The following is a 15,746-nucleotide window of genomic DNA, read 5'->3' on the forward strand; positions in this document are numbered from 1 at the left end:
CGACCGAGAGTCAAAGGAGAAATCCAGCTTGATTCCAAGCGCTGTGCGGGGCATCAGGTCATCATGCTGATCTACAAGATTTTCCGAGCCGTCGAATGGGCTGAACTGCAAAGTCTGGGCGCCACAGACGGAGCACCCATTGACGTGTCAGACGGGTTTGTTCACTTTTCTACCGCTGAACAAGCTGCTGAAACCGCTGCCAAGCATTTTGCGGGCGTTGAAGGGCTTACGCTGTTGGCCTGTGATGCCGATGCCATGGGCGATGACCTGAAATGGGAAGTGTCGCGAGGAGACGCCCTGTTTCCACATCTGTATCGTCAGATCAGGTTAAGCGACGTTGTCTGGGCGCGACCCCTGCCTTTTGTCGGCACGGCACATCAGTTTCCCGAGGACATGGCATGATATCTTATGTCGATCCGGATCGCGGCCAGTTCGAGGCGTTCAAGGCCCTGGACCGCGACCAGCCGATCGAAATGCTCAATCTGGTGAAGTTCCGCGCCGAGGCGCAGTATCCCAAATCACATGAATTGGCGGGCGCAGGGTTGACCGGGGCGCAGGCCTATCAGAAATACGGGACTGAAACCGCCCCAATCATTGGCCGTATCGGGGCAAGCATCCTATGGCGGGGTGTCTTTGAAACGACACTGATCGGACCGGCTGATGAGGTATGGGATGCCGTCTTTATCGCACGCTATCCGACTGCATATGCGTTTCTTGAAATGGTGACCGATCCGGCCTACCGGGCGGCGGTGGTCCATCGGCAGGCTGCGGTAGAGACCTCGCGCCTGATCCGGTGCGGATCAAGCGAAAGCAGGAAAGCGTTCGGATGAAACTGACCGAGAAATTCGGGCTTGCAGCCCTGCACTGCATGGACCCCGAAACCGCCCACGGGATGTCGATCAGGGCTTTGAAGGCGGGGCTTGCGCCTGCGCCGGGGCCGGTGACAACGCCGCGCCTGAAAACAAGCCTTGCCGGGTTGGACCTGCCTAACCCGGTAGGATTGGCCGCGGGCTTCGACAAAAACGGTGAAGTTCTGACGCCGCTGTCGCGCGCAGGGTTCGGTTTCATCGAAGTCGGGGCCGTGACACCGCGCCCGCAACCGGGAAACCCCAAACCACGCCTGTTTCGCCTGACCGAGGACAAAGCGGCGATCAACCGTTTTGGCTTCAACAACGAAGGCATGGAGGTGATGGAAAAACGGCTTGCTGATCGCCCCCAAAATGCGGTGATCGGCCTGAATCTGGGCGCCAACAAGGACAGCGAGGATCGCGCGGGTGATTTCGTAAAGGTGCTGGCGCATTGTGCCGCGCATCTGGATTTTGCCACGGTCAACGTGTCATCCCCGAATACGGAAAAGCTGCGGGATTTGCAGGGCAAGGCGGCGCTAAGCGCGCTTTTGAACGGTGTGATTGAAACCCGTGATGCGCTGCCTCGCCCACTGCCCATCTTCCTGAAAATCGCGCCGGACCTGACCGATGCCGAGTTGCAGGACATTGCCGATGTTGCGCGCGAGACCCGTGTGGATGCCGTGATCGCCACCAACACCACCCTGTCGCGTGACGGGTTGCGCAGTTCGCACAAAGGTGAAACCGGCGGATTGTCCGGCGCACCGCTGTTCGAGAAATCAACACGTGTTCTGGCACGGCTCAGCCAGTTGACCGGAGGTGACATTCCCCTGATCGGCGTGGGTGGCATCAGCAATGCGGAACAGGCCTATGCCAAGATTTGCGCCGGGGCATCTGCTGTGCAGTTCTATACGGCGATGGTGTATGGCGGCATTTCTCTGGCGGCTGACATTGCGAACGGGCTGGATGAACTGCTGGCCCGCGACGGCTTTGAGAATGTAGCCCAAGCCGTCGGCAGCAAACGAGAGGACTGGCTATGATCGAATATTGGCACAACCCGCGCTGTTCAAAGTCCCGCGCCGGTCTTGCGTTGCTGGAAGAGAATGGCGCACGGGTCACGGTGCGCAAATATCTTGAGGATGCACCATCAATCGATGAGCTGCGAGCGGCACAATCCGCATTGGGGCTTTCGCCCGTTGAGATGATGCGTACCGGAGAATCCCGGTTCAAGGAACTGGGGCTGACAAAGGCTTCGCCAGACGACGCCCTGATCCGGGCCATGGCCGAAAACCCGATCCTGATTGAGCGTCCGCTTGCCATTGCGGGGGATAAAGCCGCCATCGGGCGTCCACCGGAAAACCTTCTTACGCTGCTCTAGGCCACCTGCGCCTCGAGCTTGGGATAGCGCCATCCTAAAGTCACGCCGCGCGCGATATTAAGCACCATCAACGCGGCCCACAGGCCGTGATTTCCGAAGCTTGGCACCAGAATAAACAGCGCAACCAGATAGAACACAACCGATTGGAACATCGCGCTGCGCATTGCCCGGGTCCAGGTAGCGCCTATGTAGATTCCGTCAAACATCCAGCTTGCCACGCCAATAACGGGTGCCAACGCGGCCCATACGAGAAACTCACGCCCCGCCTCACGCACCTGCGGTGAGGTCGACATGACGTCGATCAACGCCGGTCCGGCGACGAAGAAAACCGCACCCAGTAACAGGGCACCCCCAACACCCCATTGCGAGGTCATGACAGACGCACGGCGCACCTGATACCTGTCTCTGGCACCCACCGCGCTTCCGACCAAAGCCTCGGCGGAAAAGGCGAACCCGTCCAGCGCGAAAGCTGTGACTTCTAGAAACTGAAGCAAGACCTGATTGGCCGCCAGATTGACATCACCGAGATCCGAACCGACGAAAAGAAAAGTCGTGAAGGATCCGGTTAGCAAAACCGACCGGATCATGATATCGCCGTTGACCTGCAACATCCGTTGCAGCCGAGCGGCATCAAATATGCGGGCCCAGTCGCGCCAGATTCCGTCTTCGAACCCATCCCGACACAGCCAAAGGCCCAGCGCCAGACCTGTCCATTCCGCAATCAAAGTGGCTATGGCAACCCCTTCGACACCCCAGCCAAGACCAAGCACAAACCACAGGTCCAGAACGATGTTCAATCCGTTCATCCAGACCTGAAGAACAAAAACCCCACGCGTGCGTTCAACCGCAATCAACCATCCGGTAACCGCATAAAGCGCGATAGTTGCTGGCGCCCCCCAAATTCGAATCTCAAGATAGGCGCGGGCGAGCGTTTCGACCTCGGGACTTGCCGGGGAAAGGGCGAATGCAGCGGCGAACACAGCCACTTGCGTGAGGATAAAGAACAGCCCGGCCGCGCCGCCAAGCATCAGGCCGCGCATCAGCAATGCCCGGGTTTCAACAGCGTCACCTGCCCCGCGTGCCTGCGCCGCCATCCCGGTGGTTCCCATCCGCAAGAAGCCGAAAATCCAGTAGATCGTTGACAGGATCACTGCACCGATCCCGACCGCCCCGATTGGCGCAGCCAGCCCCAACTGGCCGACAACGCCGGTATCAACTGCACCCAGAATCGGAACGGTGGCGTTCGACAGGACAATCGGCACAGCGATCTTCAGCACCCGTCGATGCGTGATGGGCGCCGAGGCGTCCTGCATGGTCAGCTCTTGCCCCGAGGCGGTTGCGGCATCAGGAAATGCCCGGAGGCCTGCGCAAACAGTTTCGCATGATTGTCCTGCCAGGCTTCAACCCGTACCGAGGCGTAACGCCGCCCCGACCGGCTGATAAATGCCCGCGCATAGGCGTCTCGCGGCAAGCCCGAACGCAGATAGTCAACGGTAAAGTCGATCGTCTTGGGAAACCGGATGCTTTCGTCTGACACGATGGCCTCTGCATCGATCTCTCCGCTTTCAATACTTGGGAACATGTGTTCCCAGCTCAGCGTGATAACGGCTGTCACTTCCAAAAAGGCAGCCGTCACACCACCATGAATTGCAGGCAGAAACGGATTGCCGATCAACTTGTCATCGAAATTCAAAACGCCGGTCAGCTCATCCCCGCGCCTGTCAAAACTGATGTTCAGGAAACGTATATACGGTACGCCGTCGACAAGCGCACGCAGGGCTGCATCGCGGCGCTGCTTGACCACCTGCATCGGCTCGGGACGAGGTCTTGGCATATTACTTCCCTTCAACCGTAAAGGACCCTGAGGCTGTCGCCACCGGCAGGTCCGTGTCGTTGTCCATTGCGGTGGCCCGCACGAAGGCAACGTTTCGCGTGATATGGTGACAGACGGCATGTGCAGTAATCGTCTGACCTGGCGTCGCCGCGCGCATATAGTCTATCCGCAGATCGATTGTTGCGGTTCCTCCGGGGGCCGATGGGTGGCTCATCACCGCAGCGCCACAACAGGTGTCCAGAATCGTGGATATCGCTCCCCCATGAATCACCGCTGTACGCGGATCCCCGATCAGGTCTTTGTTGTAGGGCAGAGTTATCTCTGCCTCACCCTCGCCGATCTGCGTGAGCGTAAGGTTCAATGCCCGCGCATGGGGGATCGCCTCGATAAACTGGCGGGCTAAAACTGTCTTATCGACCATAAGTATGCGTCCTGTTCTCTGCACCGCCTTTATGAGCCGGTGTTCCGGTAAAGAGCAAGCCTACCTGTTGCGCTTGGGATCGGGACCGCCTAGGTTGCTGACGAGGAGACCGGGAATGTCCAACAACCGTTTGTCATTCAAAGAAATGTGCGCCGAGTTTGACGTAACGCCGCGCACCCTGCGCTACTACGAATATATCGAGCTTTTGCAACCGGACCGCGAAGGGCGTTCGCGCTTTTACGGGGCCCGGGAATGCGCGCGGATGAAACTGATCATGCGCGGCCGAAAGTTTGGTTTTCCTCTAGAAGAGATTCGCCAATGGCTACTGATCTATGAAGATCAGGGAAACGAGGCCCAGATGGCCACCTTTGTCGAAATGGCGGACCGCCAGATGAGTGAGCTTCAGCAGCAGCGACAGCAGCTGGATGAGGCAATGGACGAACTCAAAAGCCTGCGCGACCAAACGGCCAAGTCGCTGGAATAACCTTTTCCGATTTTTCATAACTAAGCATTGCAGGTGGCAGAACCTGTCAAAACCGATGCGCATCCCCTTCAAGGCACCCGTTTTTTCATGCCGGAAATCAGTTGACGTAACGGTAACAAAATTACGCCAAAAGCCCCTTACGTGCACGGATGTTACGTCAACTTCAAAGTGACGCAGCGTCTGGATTACGTAAACGTCACTCACATGTTGTAAAGCACCCACCAACTGCGCAACTCATGTCTCATGACGCCAGTGACGAGAGTATGACGAATGACCGAAGATGTGATGACCATCCGCGAGATGTGCGAGACCTATGATGTCACACCACGCACCTTGCGGTTCTATGAGGCAAAGGAACTACTGTTCCCGATCCGCGAAGGCCAAAAACGTCTGTTCACCAAACGTGACCGGGCGCGGCTCAAGCTGATCCTGCGCGGCAAAAGATTCGGGTTCAGCCTCGAGGAAATTCGACAGCTGCTGGATCTCTACCATGTGGGCGATCAACAGGTCACCCAGATGAATCGCACATATGAAATCGCGTGCGAGCGTCTGGCTGACATGGAATCGCGCCGCGAAGAGCTGACGCAGGCCATCGACGATCTGAAAGAGCAGTTGCGCTGGGGCGAGAAAGTCATCGCCTCGATGAAACAGGAAAAGAAGGCGGCCGAGTAACCTCGCCCTGCCTTCCGGACATATGAATTAAGGGAGCTTCACATGCCCGTTTACAACGCGCCAACCAAAGACATGCAGTTCATTCTGCACGATGTTCTGAAAGTCTCACAGTCGGACATCCCCGGCTATGACGAACTGGAAGCCGAATTCACCGGCGCAGTTCTCGAAGAAGCAGGCAAGGTTGCCGCCAACGTCCTGCATCCTTTGAACGTTGTTGGCGACACCGAAGGGTGCCGGTTGGAAAACGGTATCGTGTACACCCCTACCGGGTTCAAAGACGCCTTCGAGCAGATGAAGGAAGGCGGCTGGACTGGCCTTGACATGCCGGAAGAGTATGGTGGCCAGAACATGCCCTACGTGATCGGCACAGCCGTAGGTGAGATGTTCTCGGGCTCCAACCAGGCTTTCACCATGTACCAGGGCCTGACCCATGGCGCAGCCTCGGCCATTCTGGCGCACGGGACAGACGAGCAGAAGAACAAATACCTGCCCAACATGGTCAGCTGTGAATGGACCGGCACCATGAACCTGACCGAACCGCATTGTGGCACCGATCTTGGCCTGATGCGCACCAAAGCAGAACCGCAGGGTGACGGCAGCTACAAGATCTCCGGCCAGAAGATCTTTATCTCGGCTGGCGACCACGACATGGCAAACAACATCGTCCATCTGGTGCTGGCCAAGATCTCGGGTGGCCCCGAGGGCATCAAAGGCGTGTCGCTGTTCATTGTGCCCAAGTTCATTGTGAACGAAGACGGCAGCCTGGGCGAGCGCAACGGCGTATCGGTCGGCAAGATCGAAGAGAAAATGGGTATCCACGGCAACTCGACCTGCGTCATGAACTATGACGAAGCCACCGGCTGGCTGCTGGGCGAAGAGCACAAGGGCATGCGCGCCATGTTCACCATGATGAACGAAGCGCGTCTGGGGGTGGGCATGCAGGGCCTGTCGCAAGCCGAAGCGGCCTATCAGAATGCTCTGGAATACGCCAAGGACCGTTTGCAGGGTCGCGATGTGACCGGTGTCAAGAACCCGGATGGTCCGGCCGATCCTCTGATCGTGCATCCTGATATCCGTCGCAACCTGATGGATCAGAAAAGCTTTACCGAAGGCGCGCGCGCGTTCATCCTTTGGGGCGCGACCATGATCGACAAGGCGCACCGCGCGGGAGACAAGGATGCGGACGGGCTGATCTCGCTGCTGACCCCGGTCATCAAAGGGTTTCTGACCGACGAAGGCTACGACATGACCGTTCAGGCGCAGCAGGTCTATGGTGGCCATGGCTACATCGAAGAATGGGGCATGTCGCAATATACCCGCGACGCCCGCATCGCGATGATCTACGAAGGTGCAAATGGCGTTCAGGCGCTTGATCTTGTGGGTCGCAAGCTGGCGCAGGATGGCGGCAAGCACGTCATGGCGTTCTTCGAGATGGTCAAAACCTTCTGCAAGGAAAACGCGGGCCAGAACGAAGCATACGACAAGGCGTTCATCGAACCGCTGAAAGCCGCATCCAAGGATTTGCAGACCGCTGGCATGTATTTCATGCAGGAAGGCATGAAGAACCCGAATAACGCATTGTCCGGTTCCTATGACTTTATGCACATGTTCGGCCATGTTTGCCTGGGCCTGATGTGGGCGCAAATGGCGAAAGCGGCTCAGGAAGCGCTGGATGGTGGAGCCTCGGACAAAGAATTCTACGAGACCAAGATTGCCACCGGCCGTTTCTACATGGCCCGCCGCCTGCCCGCGACAGCGATGCATCTGGCGCGAATCCAGACCGGCGCGGACACGGTAATGGCACTGGACGCGGCGAACTTCTGATCTCAGTCTGGGTCCGGGCAACACCGCCCGGACCCAGCTTACCGGAGGAGACCAAATGCCAAAACGTTTTCGCCTGACCCGCCGCTTTCCGGTTGCGATGACTGAAGATGGGTATCGCAAACTCAAAGCGTTCGCGCGTGATGCCGGTCTGGACGAAGGTGAAGCGCTGTCTTTCTTGTTCGAGAATTTCAACAGCGTGATTGATGAGGAGAACCTGACCCACCGCCTGCGCATCTTCAATTCCGAACTTGAGGCACGGAAGAGGTGAACTGCTGCGGAGAAAACTCAACGGCGACTTTAATTTGAATGCCGGACGCCTCCGGCGGGAGTATTTGTGAAAAGATGAAGCGGCGATGCGTCCCTGCCACCGGGCACACTCGCCATCAGGACAGGAACGACTTCACCTTTTGCGGTCATCGGCTCTCCAGCCTGTACCGCACGACCACTGAATACGAAGATGGTTGATGAAAGATTACCTACTGCCCTTCATCTTTTCAAAAATACTCAAATCCGGCCTAGCCACATGCGCCTTGGGAGGGGCGAGCACATGACCATCAAACTTCATTGCTTCGGAGAAAGTGGAAACAGCTACAAGGCTGCTTTGGCTCTGGAAATGTCCGGTTTGGAGTGGGAACCGGTCTTTGTCGATTTCTTCAAAGGTGTAACCCGTACGCCGGAATATCGTGCTGACGTAAACGAGTTGGGTGAAGCACCAGTTCTGGTCGATGGAGATTTTCACACCAGCCAATCCGGTGCGATTCAGGCCTATGTCACGGAGAAATCCGGCAAGTTCGGTGGCAAGGACCGGGAAGAAGACTACGATATTCTGCGTTGGGTTTTGTGGGACAATCACAAACTCAGCTCAATGGCAGGTTTGACGCGGTTCCTGATCAATTTTCTACCCGAGCAGCACCGCAACCCTGATGTCATTGCATTCAATAAAGGGCGTTTGAAGGCAGCTTATGAGATCCTGAACAACCACCTGGACGGCCGCGACTGGATCGTTGGTGATGGTGTGACCAACGCCGACCTTAGCTGCTGTGGTTATCTGTATTACCCTGAACCATTTGGCTTTGACCGTGCCGACTGGCCCCATATCGACGCCTGGCTGACCCGCTTGTCCGAACAGCCCGGCTGGAAACACCCCTATGACCTGATGCCCGGCAACCCGTCGGATCGAGCTTGAGGAGAAGACCCATGACCGAAGCCTATATCTATGACGCCCTGCGCACGCCGCGCGGCAAGGGCCGCAAGGATGGCAGCCTGCACGAGGTAACCTCGGTGCGCCTGTCCGCCCTGACCCTGAACGCGATGAAAGAGCGCAACAACCTGGAAGGTCACGCCGTCGAAGACGTGATCTGGGGAAACGTCACGCAAGTGATGGAGCAAGGCGGCTGTCTTGCGCGCTCGGCCGTTCTGGCATCCGACCTCGACCAGTCGATCCCGGGTCTCGCGATCAACCGTTTCTGCGCCTCGGGCATGGAAGCCGTGAACCTGGCCGCAAACCAGGTGAAAGGCGGCGCTGGCGAAGCCTATATTGCGGGCGGTGTCGAGATGATGGGTCGCGTGGCCATGGGCAGCGACGGTGCAGCAATCGCTGTTGACCCCTCGCTGGCGATGGAGACCTATTTCGTGCCTCAGGGAATCTCGGCCGACATCATCGCGACCGAGTATGGCTTTACCCGTGATGACGCGGATGCGCTGGCGGTTGAATCGCAAAGACGTGCTGCGGAAGCCTGGGCCGACAACCGGTTCGAGAAATCCGTGATCACCGTCAAGGATCAGAACGGCCTGACCATTCTTGACCGCGACGAATACATGCGCCCCGGCACTGACATGCAGAGCCTCGGTGCGCTGAACCCGTCATTCGCTATGATGGGCGAACAGATGCCTGGCTTCGACAAGGTTGCGATGCTGAAATACCCCCATCTTGAGCGCGTGAACCACATCCACCACGCCGGCAACAGCTCGGGCATCGTGGACGGAGCCGCTGCTGTTCTGATCGGCAACAAGGAATTTGGCGAGAAATACGGCCTCAAGCCGCGTGCCCGCATCAAAGCAACCGCCAAGATTGGCACTGATCCGACCATCATGCTGACTGGCCCGGTTCCGGTGACTGAAAAGATTTTGGCCGACAATGGCATGAAGATCAGCGATTTGGACTTGTTTGAAGTGAACGAAGCTTTCGCCTCGGTCGTGCTGCGGTTCCAGCAGGCATTTGATGTCGATCCCGCACTGGTCAACGTCAACGGTGGCTCGATCGCGATGGGTCACCCGCTGGGTGCCACGGGTGCAATGATTATCGGCACGCTGCTGGATGAACTTGAGCGTCAGGACAAGGAAACCGGTCTGGCCACGCTTTGCATTGCATCTGGCATGGGTGCGGCAACCATTATCGAGCGTGTCTGATGCCCAAGCTGGATCTCTCTAAGATCCCGTTTCAGGGCGGCTCGGCCTATCCCGGCAAGCTGGCCGAAGCGACCACAGGTCGCTTTGCGCAGCGCGTGGGCGATGCGGGCGGGCTGACCCAATACGGGGTCAACATCGTGCGGCTGGATCCGCAGGGCCTGTCATCGCTGCGCCATTACCACATGAAGCAGGACGAGTTTGCCATCATCCTCAGCGGCTCGTGCACGCTGGTCGATGATGATGGCGAGCACGAGATGCAGCCCGGCGATTGCGCCGCCTGGCCCGCAGGTGAGGCCAACGGCCATCACCTTGTGAACAACACCGATGCGCCCATGACCTTTCTGGTGGTGGGCACACGGACCCCGACCGAGACCGGCTATTACAGCGACATGGACATGATGGTGAAGGTTGATGAGAACGGATTCTCCTTCACCCGCAAGGATGGCAGCCCGCTGACGGCTGACCAGATTGGAGATGACAATGACTGATTTCACTCTGAGCAAAGACGCAGACGGCGTCGCCACGATCACCTGGGACGTGCCCGGGAAGACCATGAACGTGATGTCCTTTGACGGGCTGGCAGAATTGAGCGATTGCATCGATCAGGCGCTGGCCGATGACGAGGTTAAAGGCATCGTCATCACCAGCGGCAAGGAGGGGTCCTTTGCTGGCGGCATGGACCTGAACCTGCTGGCCGTGATGAAAGAACAGGCCGGTGACGATCCCGCCAAGGGCCTGTTCGAAGGTACGATGCAGATGCATGCGCTGCTCCGTAAGATCGAGCTGGCGGGCATGGATCCCAAGACAAAGAAAGGCGGCAAGCCGATTGCTACCGTTCTGCCCGGGACCGCTGCGGGCATCGGTATGGAACTGCCCCTGTCTACCCATCGTATCTTTGCAGCCGAAAACCCAAAGGCAAAGTACGGCCTGCCCGAGATCATGGTCGGCATCTTCCCTGGCGCGGGCGGCACCACCCGTATGGTCCGCAAAGTTGGCGCCATTGCGGCGGCTCCGCTGTTGCTGGAAGGCAAAATGCTGGACGTCAAGAAAGCCAAGGGCGCAGGCTATATCGACGAAATCGCAGCCGATCCAGTGGCAGCAGCCAAGGAGTGGGTTCTGAGCGCCAAGGACGCCGATCTGGTCAAGCCTTGGGACGCGAAGGGTTATAAAATGCCCGGTGGCGCCCCTTATCATCCTGCGGGCTTCATGAACTTCGTTGGCGCGTCGGCGATGGTGAATGGCAAGACCCAAGGGGCCTTCCCGGCAGCCAAGGCTCTGCTGAGCGCGGTTTACGAAGGCGCTCTGGTCGATTTCGACACCGCGCTGAAAATCGAAGCGCGTTGGTTCACGTCTGTGCTGATGAACCCGTCGTCTGGTGCGATGATCCGATCGCTGTTCCTGAACAAGGAAGCACTGGAAAAAGGTGCCGTGCGTCCTGCAGGCGTTCCGGATCAGTCCGTCAAGAAGATCGGCGTTCTGGGCGCAGGCATGATGGGGGCTGGTATCGCTCTGGTATCGGCGCAGGCCGGTATGGAAGTGGTTCTGATCGACCGCGATCAGGAGGCTGCCGACAAAGGCAAAGCCTATTCCGAGACCTACCTGGACAAAGGCATGAAGCGCGGCAAGGTCACGGCTGAGAAAAAAGAGGCCATGCTGGGTCGCATCACCGCGACGCCGGATCTGGACAACCTGAAAGGGTGTGACCTGATCATCGAAGCGGTCTTTGAGGACATGGGCGTCAAGGCTGAGATGACCAAGAAGGTCGAGGCGATTATCCCCGAAGATTGCATCTTTGCATCGAACACATCGACCCTGCCGATCAGCGATCTGGCCAAAGCTTCGGTCCGGGCTGACCAATTCATCGGCATTCACTTCTTCTCACCGGTCGAAAAGATGTTCCTGGTCGAGATCATCAAGGGCAAGGAAACCGGGGATCGTGCAGTGGCCAAGGCGCTGGACTATGTGCGTCAGATCCGCAAGACCCCGATCGTGGTCAACGATGCGCGTTTCTTCTACGCAAACCGCTGCATCATTCCATACATTAACGAAGGTGCGCGCATGGTCACTGAAGGCGTCAGCCCCATTTTGATCGACAACGCCGCGCGGCAATTGGGTTTCCCGGTCGGCCCGATCCAGCTGACCGACGAAACCTCGATTGATCTGGGTGCCAAGATCGCCCGCGCGACAAAGGCGGCGATGGGCGATGCCTATCCGGAAAGCCCCTCGGACGATCTGATCTTCTGGATGGAGGAACAGGGCCGTCTGGGTCGCAAGGCAAATGCCGGATTCTTCGACTATGACGAGAAGGGCAAGCGCGTCGAATACTGGAAGGGCCTGCAAGAGAAGTATCCGCTTGCCGATGACCAGCCTGACCTGATCGAAGTGCAGGAACGTCTGATGTTTGCTCAGGTTCTGGAAGCCGTCCGCGCACTGGAAGAGGGTGTTCTGGAAGACATCCGCGAGGGCGATGTCGGTGCAATTCTGGGCTGGGGCTTTGCCCCGTGGTCGGGTGGTCCGTTCAGCTGGCTGGACATCATCGGCACACCCTATGCGGCTGAACGTTGTGATCAATTGGCCGAGACATACGGTGAACGCTTTGCCTGCCCGCCACTGCTGCGCGAGATGGCAGAAAAAGGTCAGAGCTTCTACGGTCGCTTCAACCCCGAAGCAAAGGCCGCTTAATCCAATGATGCGGGCGCATGTCACCATGCGCCCGCATCGTTCTTGTCAGTGTTTGGTTAGATCTGCCATTCGGGCCGCAGGAACAGAACCGGCGCGCTTGGGCGTCCCGGTCGACCCGGTCGCCTGACCCCAAATGGCGGGCGGATCGGAAATATCGGTTCCTGGGGAATGGGTGCAGGCAGCGCACCCAATGGGTTGGCAAGAGCCGACATATCGCCCCTGCTTATAAGAGAATGGATCAGGTCGGAGGCGACCTCTACGGTCGCGACTTCATACCGTGTTCCTGTCGTTGCGCCACGCATATTGAAGCGACCGGACGGGCAATAAGCCTGCAATCCGCCTTCGACAAAGATCACCTGATCATCATCAAAAAACAGGGAAAACACTTCAAAAGACGACCCCGGCGCCTGTGACGTCAGGCGACCGGCACCGTTCAGCAAACGCGCGGGCACCACCGAAGGCGCATCGGCCGTGGAATTGATCCGGGACAGGTTCAGCGCCATGCCCTGTTCGGGCATCAACCAGACAGGTCGCCCGTTATATGCGGCGCGGGCAGGCACGAGGACCGGCAGGAATTCGACCCGGCGTTCATCGGCCGGAATGACGACAACGCTTATCGAGATGCGCCGCACCTCTTTGAACCCGTGATCGAGGGTTCGAACCAGATCACCTACCGTGATCCGTTCGACCGGCTTCCACCCGGCAGTCGTGGCGATCTTGGTGCCGTGCAAAAACCCGCCACGGCGCGCATTTACCGCCTGTTTTTTGTTGGTTCGATCAACTTCTGGCAGCTGATCCAGATTAACAGAAATACTTGTTACTTCGGACACGTGCCTTACCCCCTTTTGGCACAAAACATTTATGCCAATGAGCTAACACCAAAAATCCAGCCCGTCACATTCCAGACATATTTGCGCCCAATTTTGACCAATTCCGCGTAATTGCCGATGGTTTTCGTGGACACTCCAGGACTCTCATCCGACATTTTTGCCATTTCTGAAACGAATGCCATTTGTCGATCCACCGAATCCACAGCGTTTCACCGGATACGGAAGTAACGAAACGATGTGGCTTAGGCGTGCATACGACCCAATAGCGTCAGGCTACTTTTTGCTGTTCAGAGGATCGGCTGGCGCGCCACCCCAGCAACAAGCCCGCTGCCGCAATCATAAGGATGCCCGAAATCTGAAAGGCGCCAATGGTTTGTCCAAAGGCCACAAATGCGAAGAGCGGGCCGAAGATCATGACAGAATACTCGAACACCGCCACATAAGACGGCTCGCCCACTTGATATGCCTTGATCAGCATGAAAACCGCGATTGTTGAACCGACAGCCTGAGTAACCAACCACGGTATGGCAGGCCCCATATCCCAGACCCACCCACGCGTAACAAACCCCTCGGCACCGTCTGCCGTAACAACCGGCGCGATTGTCAGGAACGTGACCCCCAACGCCCCGGCCAGACCCATTGTTATGACCATGACAGCCAGCATGGCCACAGTGCTTTCCTGCGAACAATGCGTACGCGTTAGGATCGAACTGAAGGCATAGAAAAACCCCGCGGCCACAGGCACCAACGTGCGCAGGTCGAAATCGCTGGGGTTTGGCTGCAACACCAGAAGGATGCCGGTAAATCCAATCAGCACGGCCAGTATACGCCACGGCCCTATCGATTGTCTGAGCACCAGAGAGGAGATCAACAGCACAAAAATCGGTGATGTGAACAACCCTGCCAGCGCCTGTGCAATTGGCATCATGGCAAGGGATGCAAAATAAAAGAACATTGCTGTGGTGATCAGAACGCTGCGCAATATAACAGGTCCCCATCGCACAGGCCGCAGCCTGCCCAGCCCCAGAAACGACAGGCCGACGATCAGCGGCAGCATCAAAAGCGCACGGGTCATATGAAACTGCCACAGCCCGACGGTTTCTGCCAACAAGATCACAACATTGTCGATAACGCCGACAATTGCCATCGCACTGACCATCAGGGCCGAAGCCAGCACAGCAGAAGATGAGGAATGCGCCTGCATGAAGTCGTGTCCGGATTGTGATCTTGGACCGACAGTCTCGATCCTTTCGGGTATCCAGCACAATTCGCAATGACTGCGCAACAGGTTTGCGCCCTGCGATTTCACCATGCTAAGCTGCAGCAAAACAAATTCGAGCAGACCCACCCAGATGACGGCCCTGAAACAGTACCAGCGGATCGAAGCCACCGGTCTGTGGCGCCCCTCGCCCGATGAACAGCGGCGCGAGGTTGTGGTGTCTATCGGTGAAGCCACCCTGACCATTTCCGATTTCAATGACAGGGCGCTGACCCACTGGTCGCTGGCGGCACTTGAACGCCAGAACCCTGGCTCCTTTCCGGCCATTTTCAACCCGGACGGTGATCCGGATGAAACGCTTGAGCTGGCCGAATCCGAAACCACGATGCTTGAAGCGATCGACCGATTGCAGCGCGCTATTGATCGGTCCCGCCCCCACCCGGGGCGTTTGCGCTGGCTGAGTGTCGGAGGCGTCGTGGCCGCTGTGCTGGCCCTGTTGCTGTTCTGGCTGCCGGGTGCACTGCAAAACCACGTTGTCTCGGTCGTGCCCCAGGTCAAGCGGCAAGAGATCGGCGATATGATCCTGCATCGGATCGAGCGCGTCTCGGGCCAGGCCTGTACGTCGCGGGATGCACGGGATTCACTGGAACTATTGGCCCGGCGCACGGGCGTACGGCAGATCATCATTCTGCCAGCAGGCGTTCAGGACAGCCTCAGCCTGCCTGGCGGCACGGTCCTGCTAAGCCGTGCTTTGGTAGAAGATTACGAAGATCCTGCCGTTGCAGCGGGCTATGTGATTGCGGAACGGGCGCGGGCCGCGCATTGGGACCCGCTGGATGACCTTCTGGACAGAACCGGCGCGACCTCGGCCTTTAGGCTGCTGACAACCGGTGGGCTGACGCCCGAGATTATCGACACATATACCGAGCAGGTCCTGTCACAGCCTCGTCCGGCCATTTCTGACGACGACTTGCTGGCGATGTTCTCGCAAAGCGCGCTTCCCTCAACCCCCTACGCCTATGCCCGTGATGTGACCGGCGAAACCGTTCTTGGCCTGATCGAAGCGGATCCGATGGCGGGAAGGGTACTGGAACAGGTGCTGCCGGACCGTGACTGGGTCCGGCTACAGAATATTTGCGGCGAATAAA

General features: G+C 57.9%; 18 protein-coding genes. 13 read left to right on the forward strand and 5 right to left on the reverse strand.

Translation table 11 applies throughout. The annotated features are described in order from the left end of the window. Positions 1-63: 63 nt before the first annotated feature. The 4 genes from ACR0ES_RS04435 to arsC are packed head-to-tail and all read left to right on the forward strand — an operon-like array spanning position 64 to position 2,223. Positions 64-402 carry a DUF952 domain-containing protein gene (locus ACR0ES_RS04435; RefSeq protein WP_209503272.1) on the forward strand — a complete coding sequence of 113 codons (339 nt, stop codon included), beginning with the start codon at positions 64-66 and terminating at the stop codon, positions 400-402. Beyond that, entirely contained in the window at positions 399-830 is a 432-nt protein-coding gene (locus ACR0ES_RS04440) for a DUF1330 domain-containing protein (RefSeq protein WP_480538200.1), read from the forward strand. The genes ACR0ES_RS04435 and ACR0ES_RS04440 overlap by 4 nt, the downstream gene beginning before the upstream one ends. Beyond that, positions 827-1,885, forward strand: coding sequence for a quinone-dependent dihydroorotate dehydrogenase (locus ACR0ES_RS04445; protein ID WP_480538202.1), 1,059 nt, complete (start codon positions 827-829; stop codon positions 1,883-1,885). Before ACR0ES_RS04440 ends, ACR0ES_RS04445 begins: the two co-directional genes overlap by 4 nt. After that, positions 1,882-2,223: an arsenate reductase (glutaredoxin) gene (gene arsC / locus ACR0ES_RS04450; RefSeq protein WP_480869641.1), complete on the forward strand. Its 342-nt coding sequence runs from the start codon at positions 1,882-1,884 to the stop codon at positions 2,221-2,223. The genes ACR0ES_RS04445 and arsC overlap by 4 nt, the downstream gene beginning before the upstream one ends. On the opposite strand, the gene ACR0ES_RS04455 is transcribed toward arsC, so the two are convergent. From ACR0ES_RS04455 to ACR0ES_RS04465, 3 genes are read right to left on the reverse strand one after another with little or no spacing between them, the layout of a single operon-like run. Continuing rightward, on the reverse strand, positions 2,220-3,536 hold the full coding sequence (locus ACR0ES_RS04455; RefSeq protein WP_480869643.1) for an MATE family efflux transporter: 1,317 nt from the start codon (positions 3,534-3,536) through the stop codon (positions 2,220-2,222). The two genes, arsC and ACR0ES_RS04455, sit on opposite strands and share 4 nt — an antisense overlap. A 2-nt stretch (positions 3,537-3,538) precedes the next feature. After that, entirely contained in the window at positions 3,539-4,057 is a 519-nt protein-coding gene (locus ACR0ES_RS04460) for a PaaI family thioesterase (protein ID WP_267364663.1), read from the reverse strand. Position 4,058: 1 nt separating this feature from the next. Next, the gene (locus ACR0ES_RS04465; RefSeq protein ID WP_480546472.1) at positions 4,059-4,478 is read right to left on the reverse strand and encodes a PaaI family thioesterase; all 420 of its coding nucleotides are present in this window, start codon (positions 4,476-4,478) and stop codon (positions 4,059-4,061) included. Positions 4,479-4,593: 115 nt separating this feature from the next. On the opposite strand from ACR0ES_RS04465, the gene ACR0ES_RS04470 reads away from it, so the two are divergent. From ACR0ES_RS04470 to ACR0ES_RS04505, 8 genes are all read left to right on the forward strand, one after another. After that, positions 4,594-4,962 (forward strand): MerR family transcriptional regulator, encoded by a 369-nt coding sequence (locus tag ACR0ES_RS04470; protein ID WP_267364662.1) that lies wholly within the window; start codon positions 4,594-4,596, stop codon positions 4,960-4,962. A 270-nt stretch (positions 4,963-5,232) separates the two neighbouring features. Further along, positions 5,233-5,634 (forward strand): MerR family transcriptional regulator, encoded by a 402-nt coding sequence (locus tag ACR0ES_RS04475; RefSeq protein ID WP_209503256.1) that lies wholly within the window; start codon positions 5,233-5,235, stop codon positions 5,632-5,634. 42 nt (positions 5,635-5,676) lie between these two features. Next, the gene (locus ACR0ES_RS04480; RefSeq protein WP_480869644.1) at positions 5,677-7,458 is read left to right on the forward strand and encodes an acyl-CoA dehydrogenase C-terminal domain-containing protein; all 1,782 of its coding nucleotides are present in this window, start codon (positions 5,677-5,679) and stop codon (positions 7,456-7,458) included. A 55-nt stretch (positions 7,459-7,513) separates the two neighbouring features. Further along, positions 7,514-7,726 carry a hypothetical protein gene (locus ACR0ES_RS04485; protein ID WP_209503252.1) on the forward strand — a complete coding sequence of 71 codons (213 nt, stop codon included), beginning with the start codon at positions 7,514-7,516 and terminating at the stop codon, positions 7,724-7,726. A gap of 279 nt (positions 7,727-8,005) precedes the next feature. Next, positions 8,006-8,644 carry a glutathione S-transferase family protein gene (locus ACR0ES_RS04490; RefSeq protein WP_480484256.1) on the forward strand — a complete coding sequence of 213 codons (639 nt, stop codon included), beginning with the start codon at positions 8,006-8,008 and terminating at the stop codon, positions 8,642-8,644. Positions 8,645-8,655: 11 nt separating this feature from the next. After that, positions 8,656-9,867, forward strand: coding sequence for an acetyl-CoA C-acetyltransferase (locus ACR0ES_RS04495; protein WP_480869646.1), 1,212 nt, complete (start codon positions 8,656-8,658; stop codon positions 9,865-9,867). Next, positions 9,867-10,355: a cupin domain-containing protein gene (locus ACR0ES_RS04500; protein ID WP_480546468.1), complete on the forward strand. Its 489-nt coding sequence runs from the start codon at positions 9,867-9,869 to the stop codon at positions 10,353-10,355. The genes ACR0ES_RS04495 and ACR0ES_RS04500 overlap by 1 nt, the downstream gene beginning before the upstream one ends. Then, complete coding sequence (locus tag ACR0ES_RS04505; protein ID WP_480772930.1) at positions 10,348-12,549, forward strand: 3-hydroxyacyl-CoA dehydrogenase NAD-binding domain-containing protein; 2,202 nt, start codon at positions 10,348-10,350, stop codon at positions 12,547-12,549. The genes ACR0ES_RS04500 and ACR0ES_RS04505 overlap by 8 nt, the downstream gene beginning before the upstream one ends. Before the next feature lie 56 nt (positions 12,550-12,605). Here the strand turns inward: ACR0ES_RS04505 and ACR0ES_RS04510 are convergent, their stop codons facing one another. Together ACR0ES_RS04510 and ACR0ES_RS04515 are read right to left on the reverse strand one after the other, a co-directional pair. After that, on the reverse strand, positions 12,606-13,379 hold the full coding sequence (locus tag ACR0ES_RS04510; RefSeq protein ID WP_480772931.1) for a Hint domain-containing protein: 774 nt from the start codon (positions 13,377-13,379) through the stop codon (positions 12,606-12,608). Positions 13,380-13,647: 268 nt separating this feature from the next. Next, complete coding sequence (locus ACR0ES_RS04515) at positions 13,648-14,583, reverse strand: DMT family transporter (RefSeq protein WP_480772932.1); 936 nt, start codon at positions 14,581-14,583, stop codon at positions 13,648-13,650. 148 nt (positions 14,584-14,731) lie between these two features. On the opposite strand from ACR0ES_RS04515, the gene ACR0ES_RS04520 reads away from it, so the two are divergent. Beyond that, positions 14,732-15,745: a hypothetical protein gene (locus tag ACR0ES_RS04520; RefSeq protein WP_480772933.1), complete on the forward strand. Its 1,014-nt coding sequence runs from the start codon at positions 14,732-14,734 to the stop codon at positions 15,743-15,745. The last annotated feature ends 1 nt before the right edge of the window (position 15,746 follow it).

The sequence above is a fragment of the Ruegeria sp. N7 genome, assembly GCF_056531345.1.

Excerpts from the sequence above, each read along its gene's own strand:
- ACR0ES_RS04505 (WP_480772930.1), top strand. The coding sequence starts at position 10,348 with ATGACTGATTTCACTCTGAGCAAAGACGCAGACGGCGTCGCCACGATC.
- ACR0ES_RS04470 (WP_267364662.1), top strand. The coding sequence starts at position 4,594 with ATGTCCAACAACCGTTTGTCATTCAAAGAAATGTGCGCCGAGTTTGAC.
- ACR0ES_RS04435 (WP_209503272.1), top strand. The coding sequence starts at position 64 with ATGCTGATCTACAAGATTTTCCGAGCCGTCGAATGGGCTGAACTGCAA.
- ACR0ES_RS04440 (WP_480538200.1), top strand. The coding sequence starts at position 399 with ATGATATCTTATGTCGATCCGGATCGCGGCCAGTTCGAGGCGTTCAAG.
- ACR0ES_RS04460 (WP_267364663.1), bottom strand. The coding sequence starts at position 4,057 with ATGCCAAGACCTCGTCCCGAGCCGATGCAGGTGGTCAAGCAGCGCCGC.
- ACR0ES_RS04475 (WP_209503256.1), top strand. The coding sequence starts at position 5,233 with ATGACCGAAGATGTGATGACCATCCGCGAGATGTGCGAGACCTATGAT.
- ACR0ES_RS04465 (WP_480546472.1), bottom strand. The coding sequence starts at position 4,478 with ATGGTCGATAAGACAGTTTTAGCCCGCCAGTTTATCGAGGCGATCCCC.
- ACR0ES_RS04520 (WP_480772933.1), top strand. The coding sequence starts at position 14,732 with ATGACGGCCCTGAAACAGTACCAGCGGATCGAAGCCACCGGTCTGTGG.
- ACR0ES_RS04490 (WP_480484256.1), top strand. The coding sequence starts at position 8,006 with ATGACCATCAAACTTCATTGCTTCGGAGAAAGTGGAAACAGCTACAAG.
- ACR0ES_RS04480 (WP_480869644.1), top strand. The coding sequence starts at position 5,677 with ATGCCCGTTTACAACGCGCCAACCAAAGACATGCAGTTCATTCTGCAC.
- ACR0ES_RS04500 (WP_480546468.1), top strand. The coding sequence starts at position 9,867 with ATGCCCAAGCTGGATCTCTCTAAGATCCCGTTTCAGGGCGGCTCGGCC.
- ACR0ES_RS04485 (WP_209503252.1), top strand. The coding sequence starts at position 7,514 with ATGCCAAAACGTTTTCGCCTGACCCGCCGCTTTCCGGTTGCGATGACT.
- ACR0ES_RS04455 (WP_480869643.1), bottom strand. The coding sequence starts at position 3,536 with ATGCAGGACGCCTCGGCGCCCATCACGCATCGACGGGTGCTGAAGATC.
- ACR0ES_RS04515 (WP_480772932.1), bottom strand. The coding sequence starts at position 14,583 with ATGCAGGCGCATTCCTCATCTTCTGCTGTGCTGGCTTCGGCCCTGATG.
- ACR0ES_RS04495 (WP_480869646.1), top strand. The coding sequence starts at position 8,656 with ATGACCGAAGCCTATATCTATGACGCCCTGCGCACGCCGCGCGGCAAG.
- arsC (WP_480869641.1), top strand. The coding sequence starts at position 1,882 with ATGATCGAATATTGGCACAACCCGCGCTGTTCAAAGTCCCGCGCCGGT.
- ACR0ES_RS04445 (WP_480538202.1), top strand. The coding sequence starts at position 827 with ATGAAACTGACCGAGAAATTCGGGCTTGCAGCCCTGCACTGCATGGAC.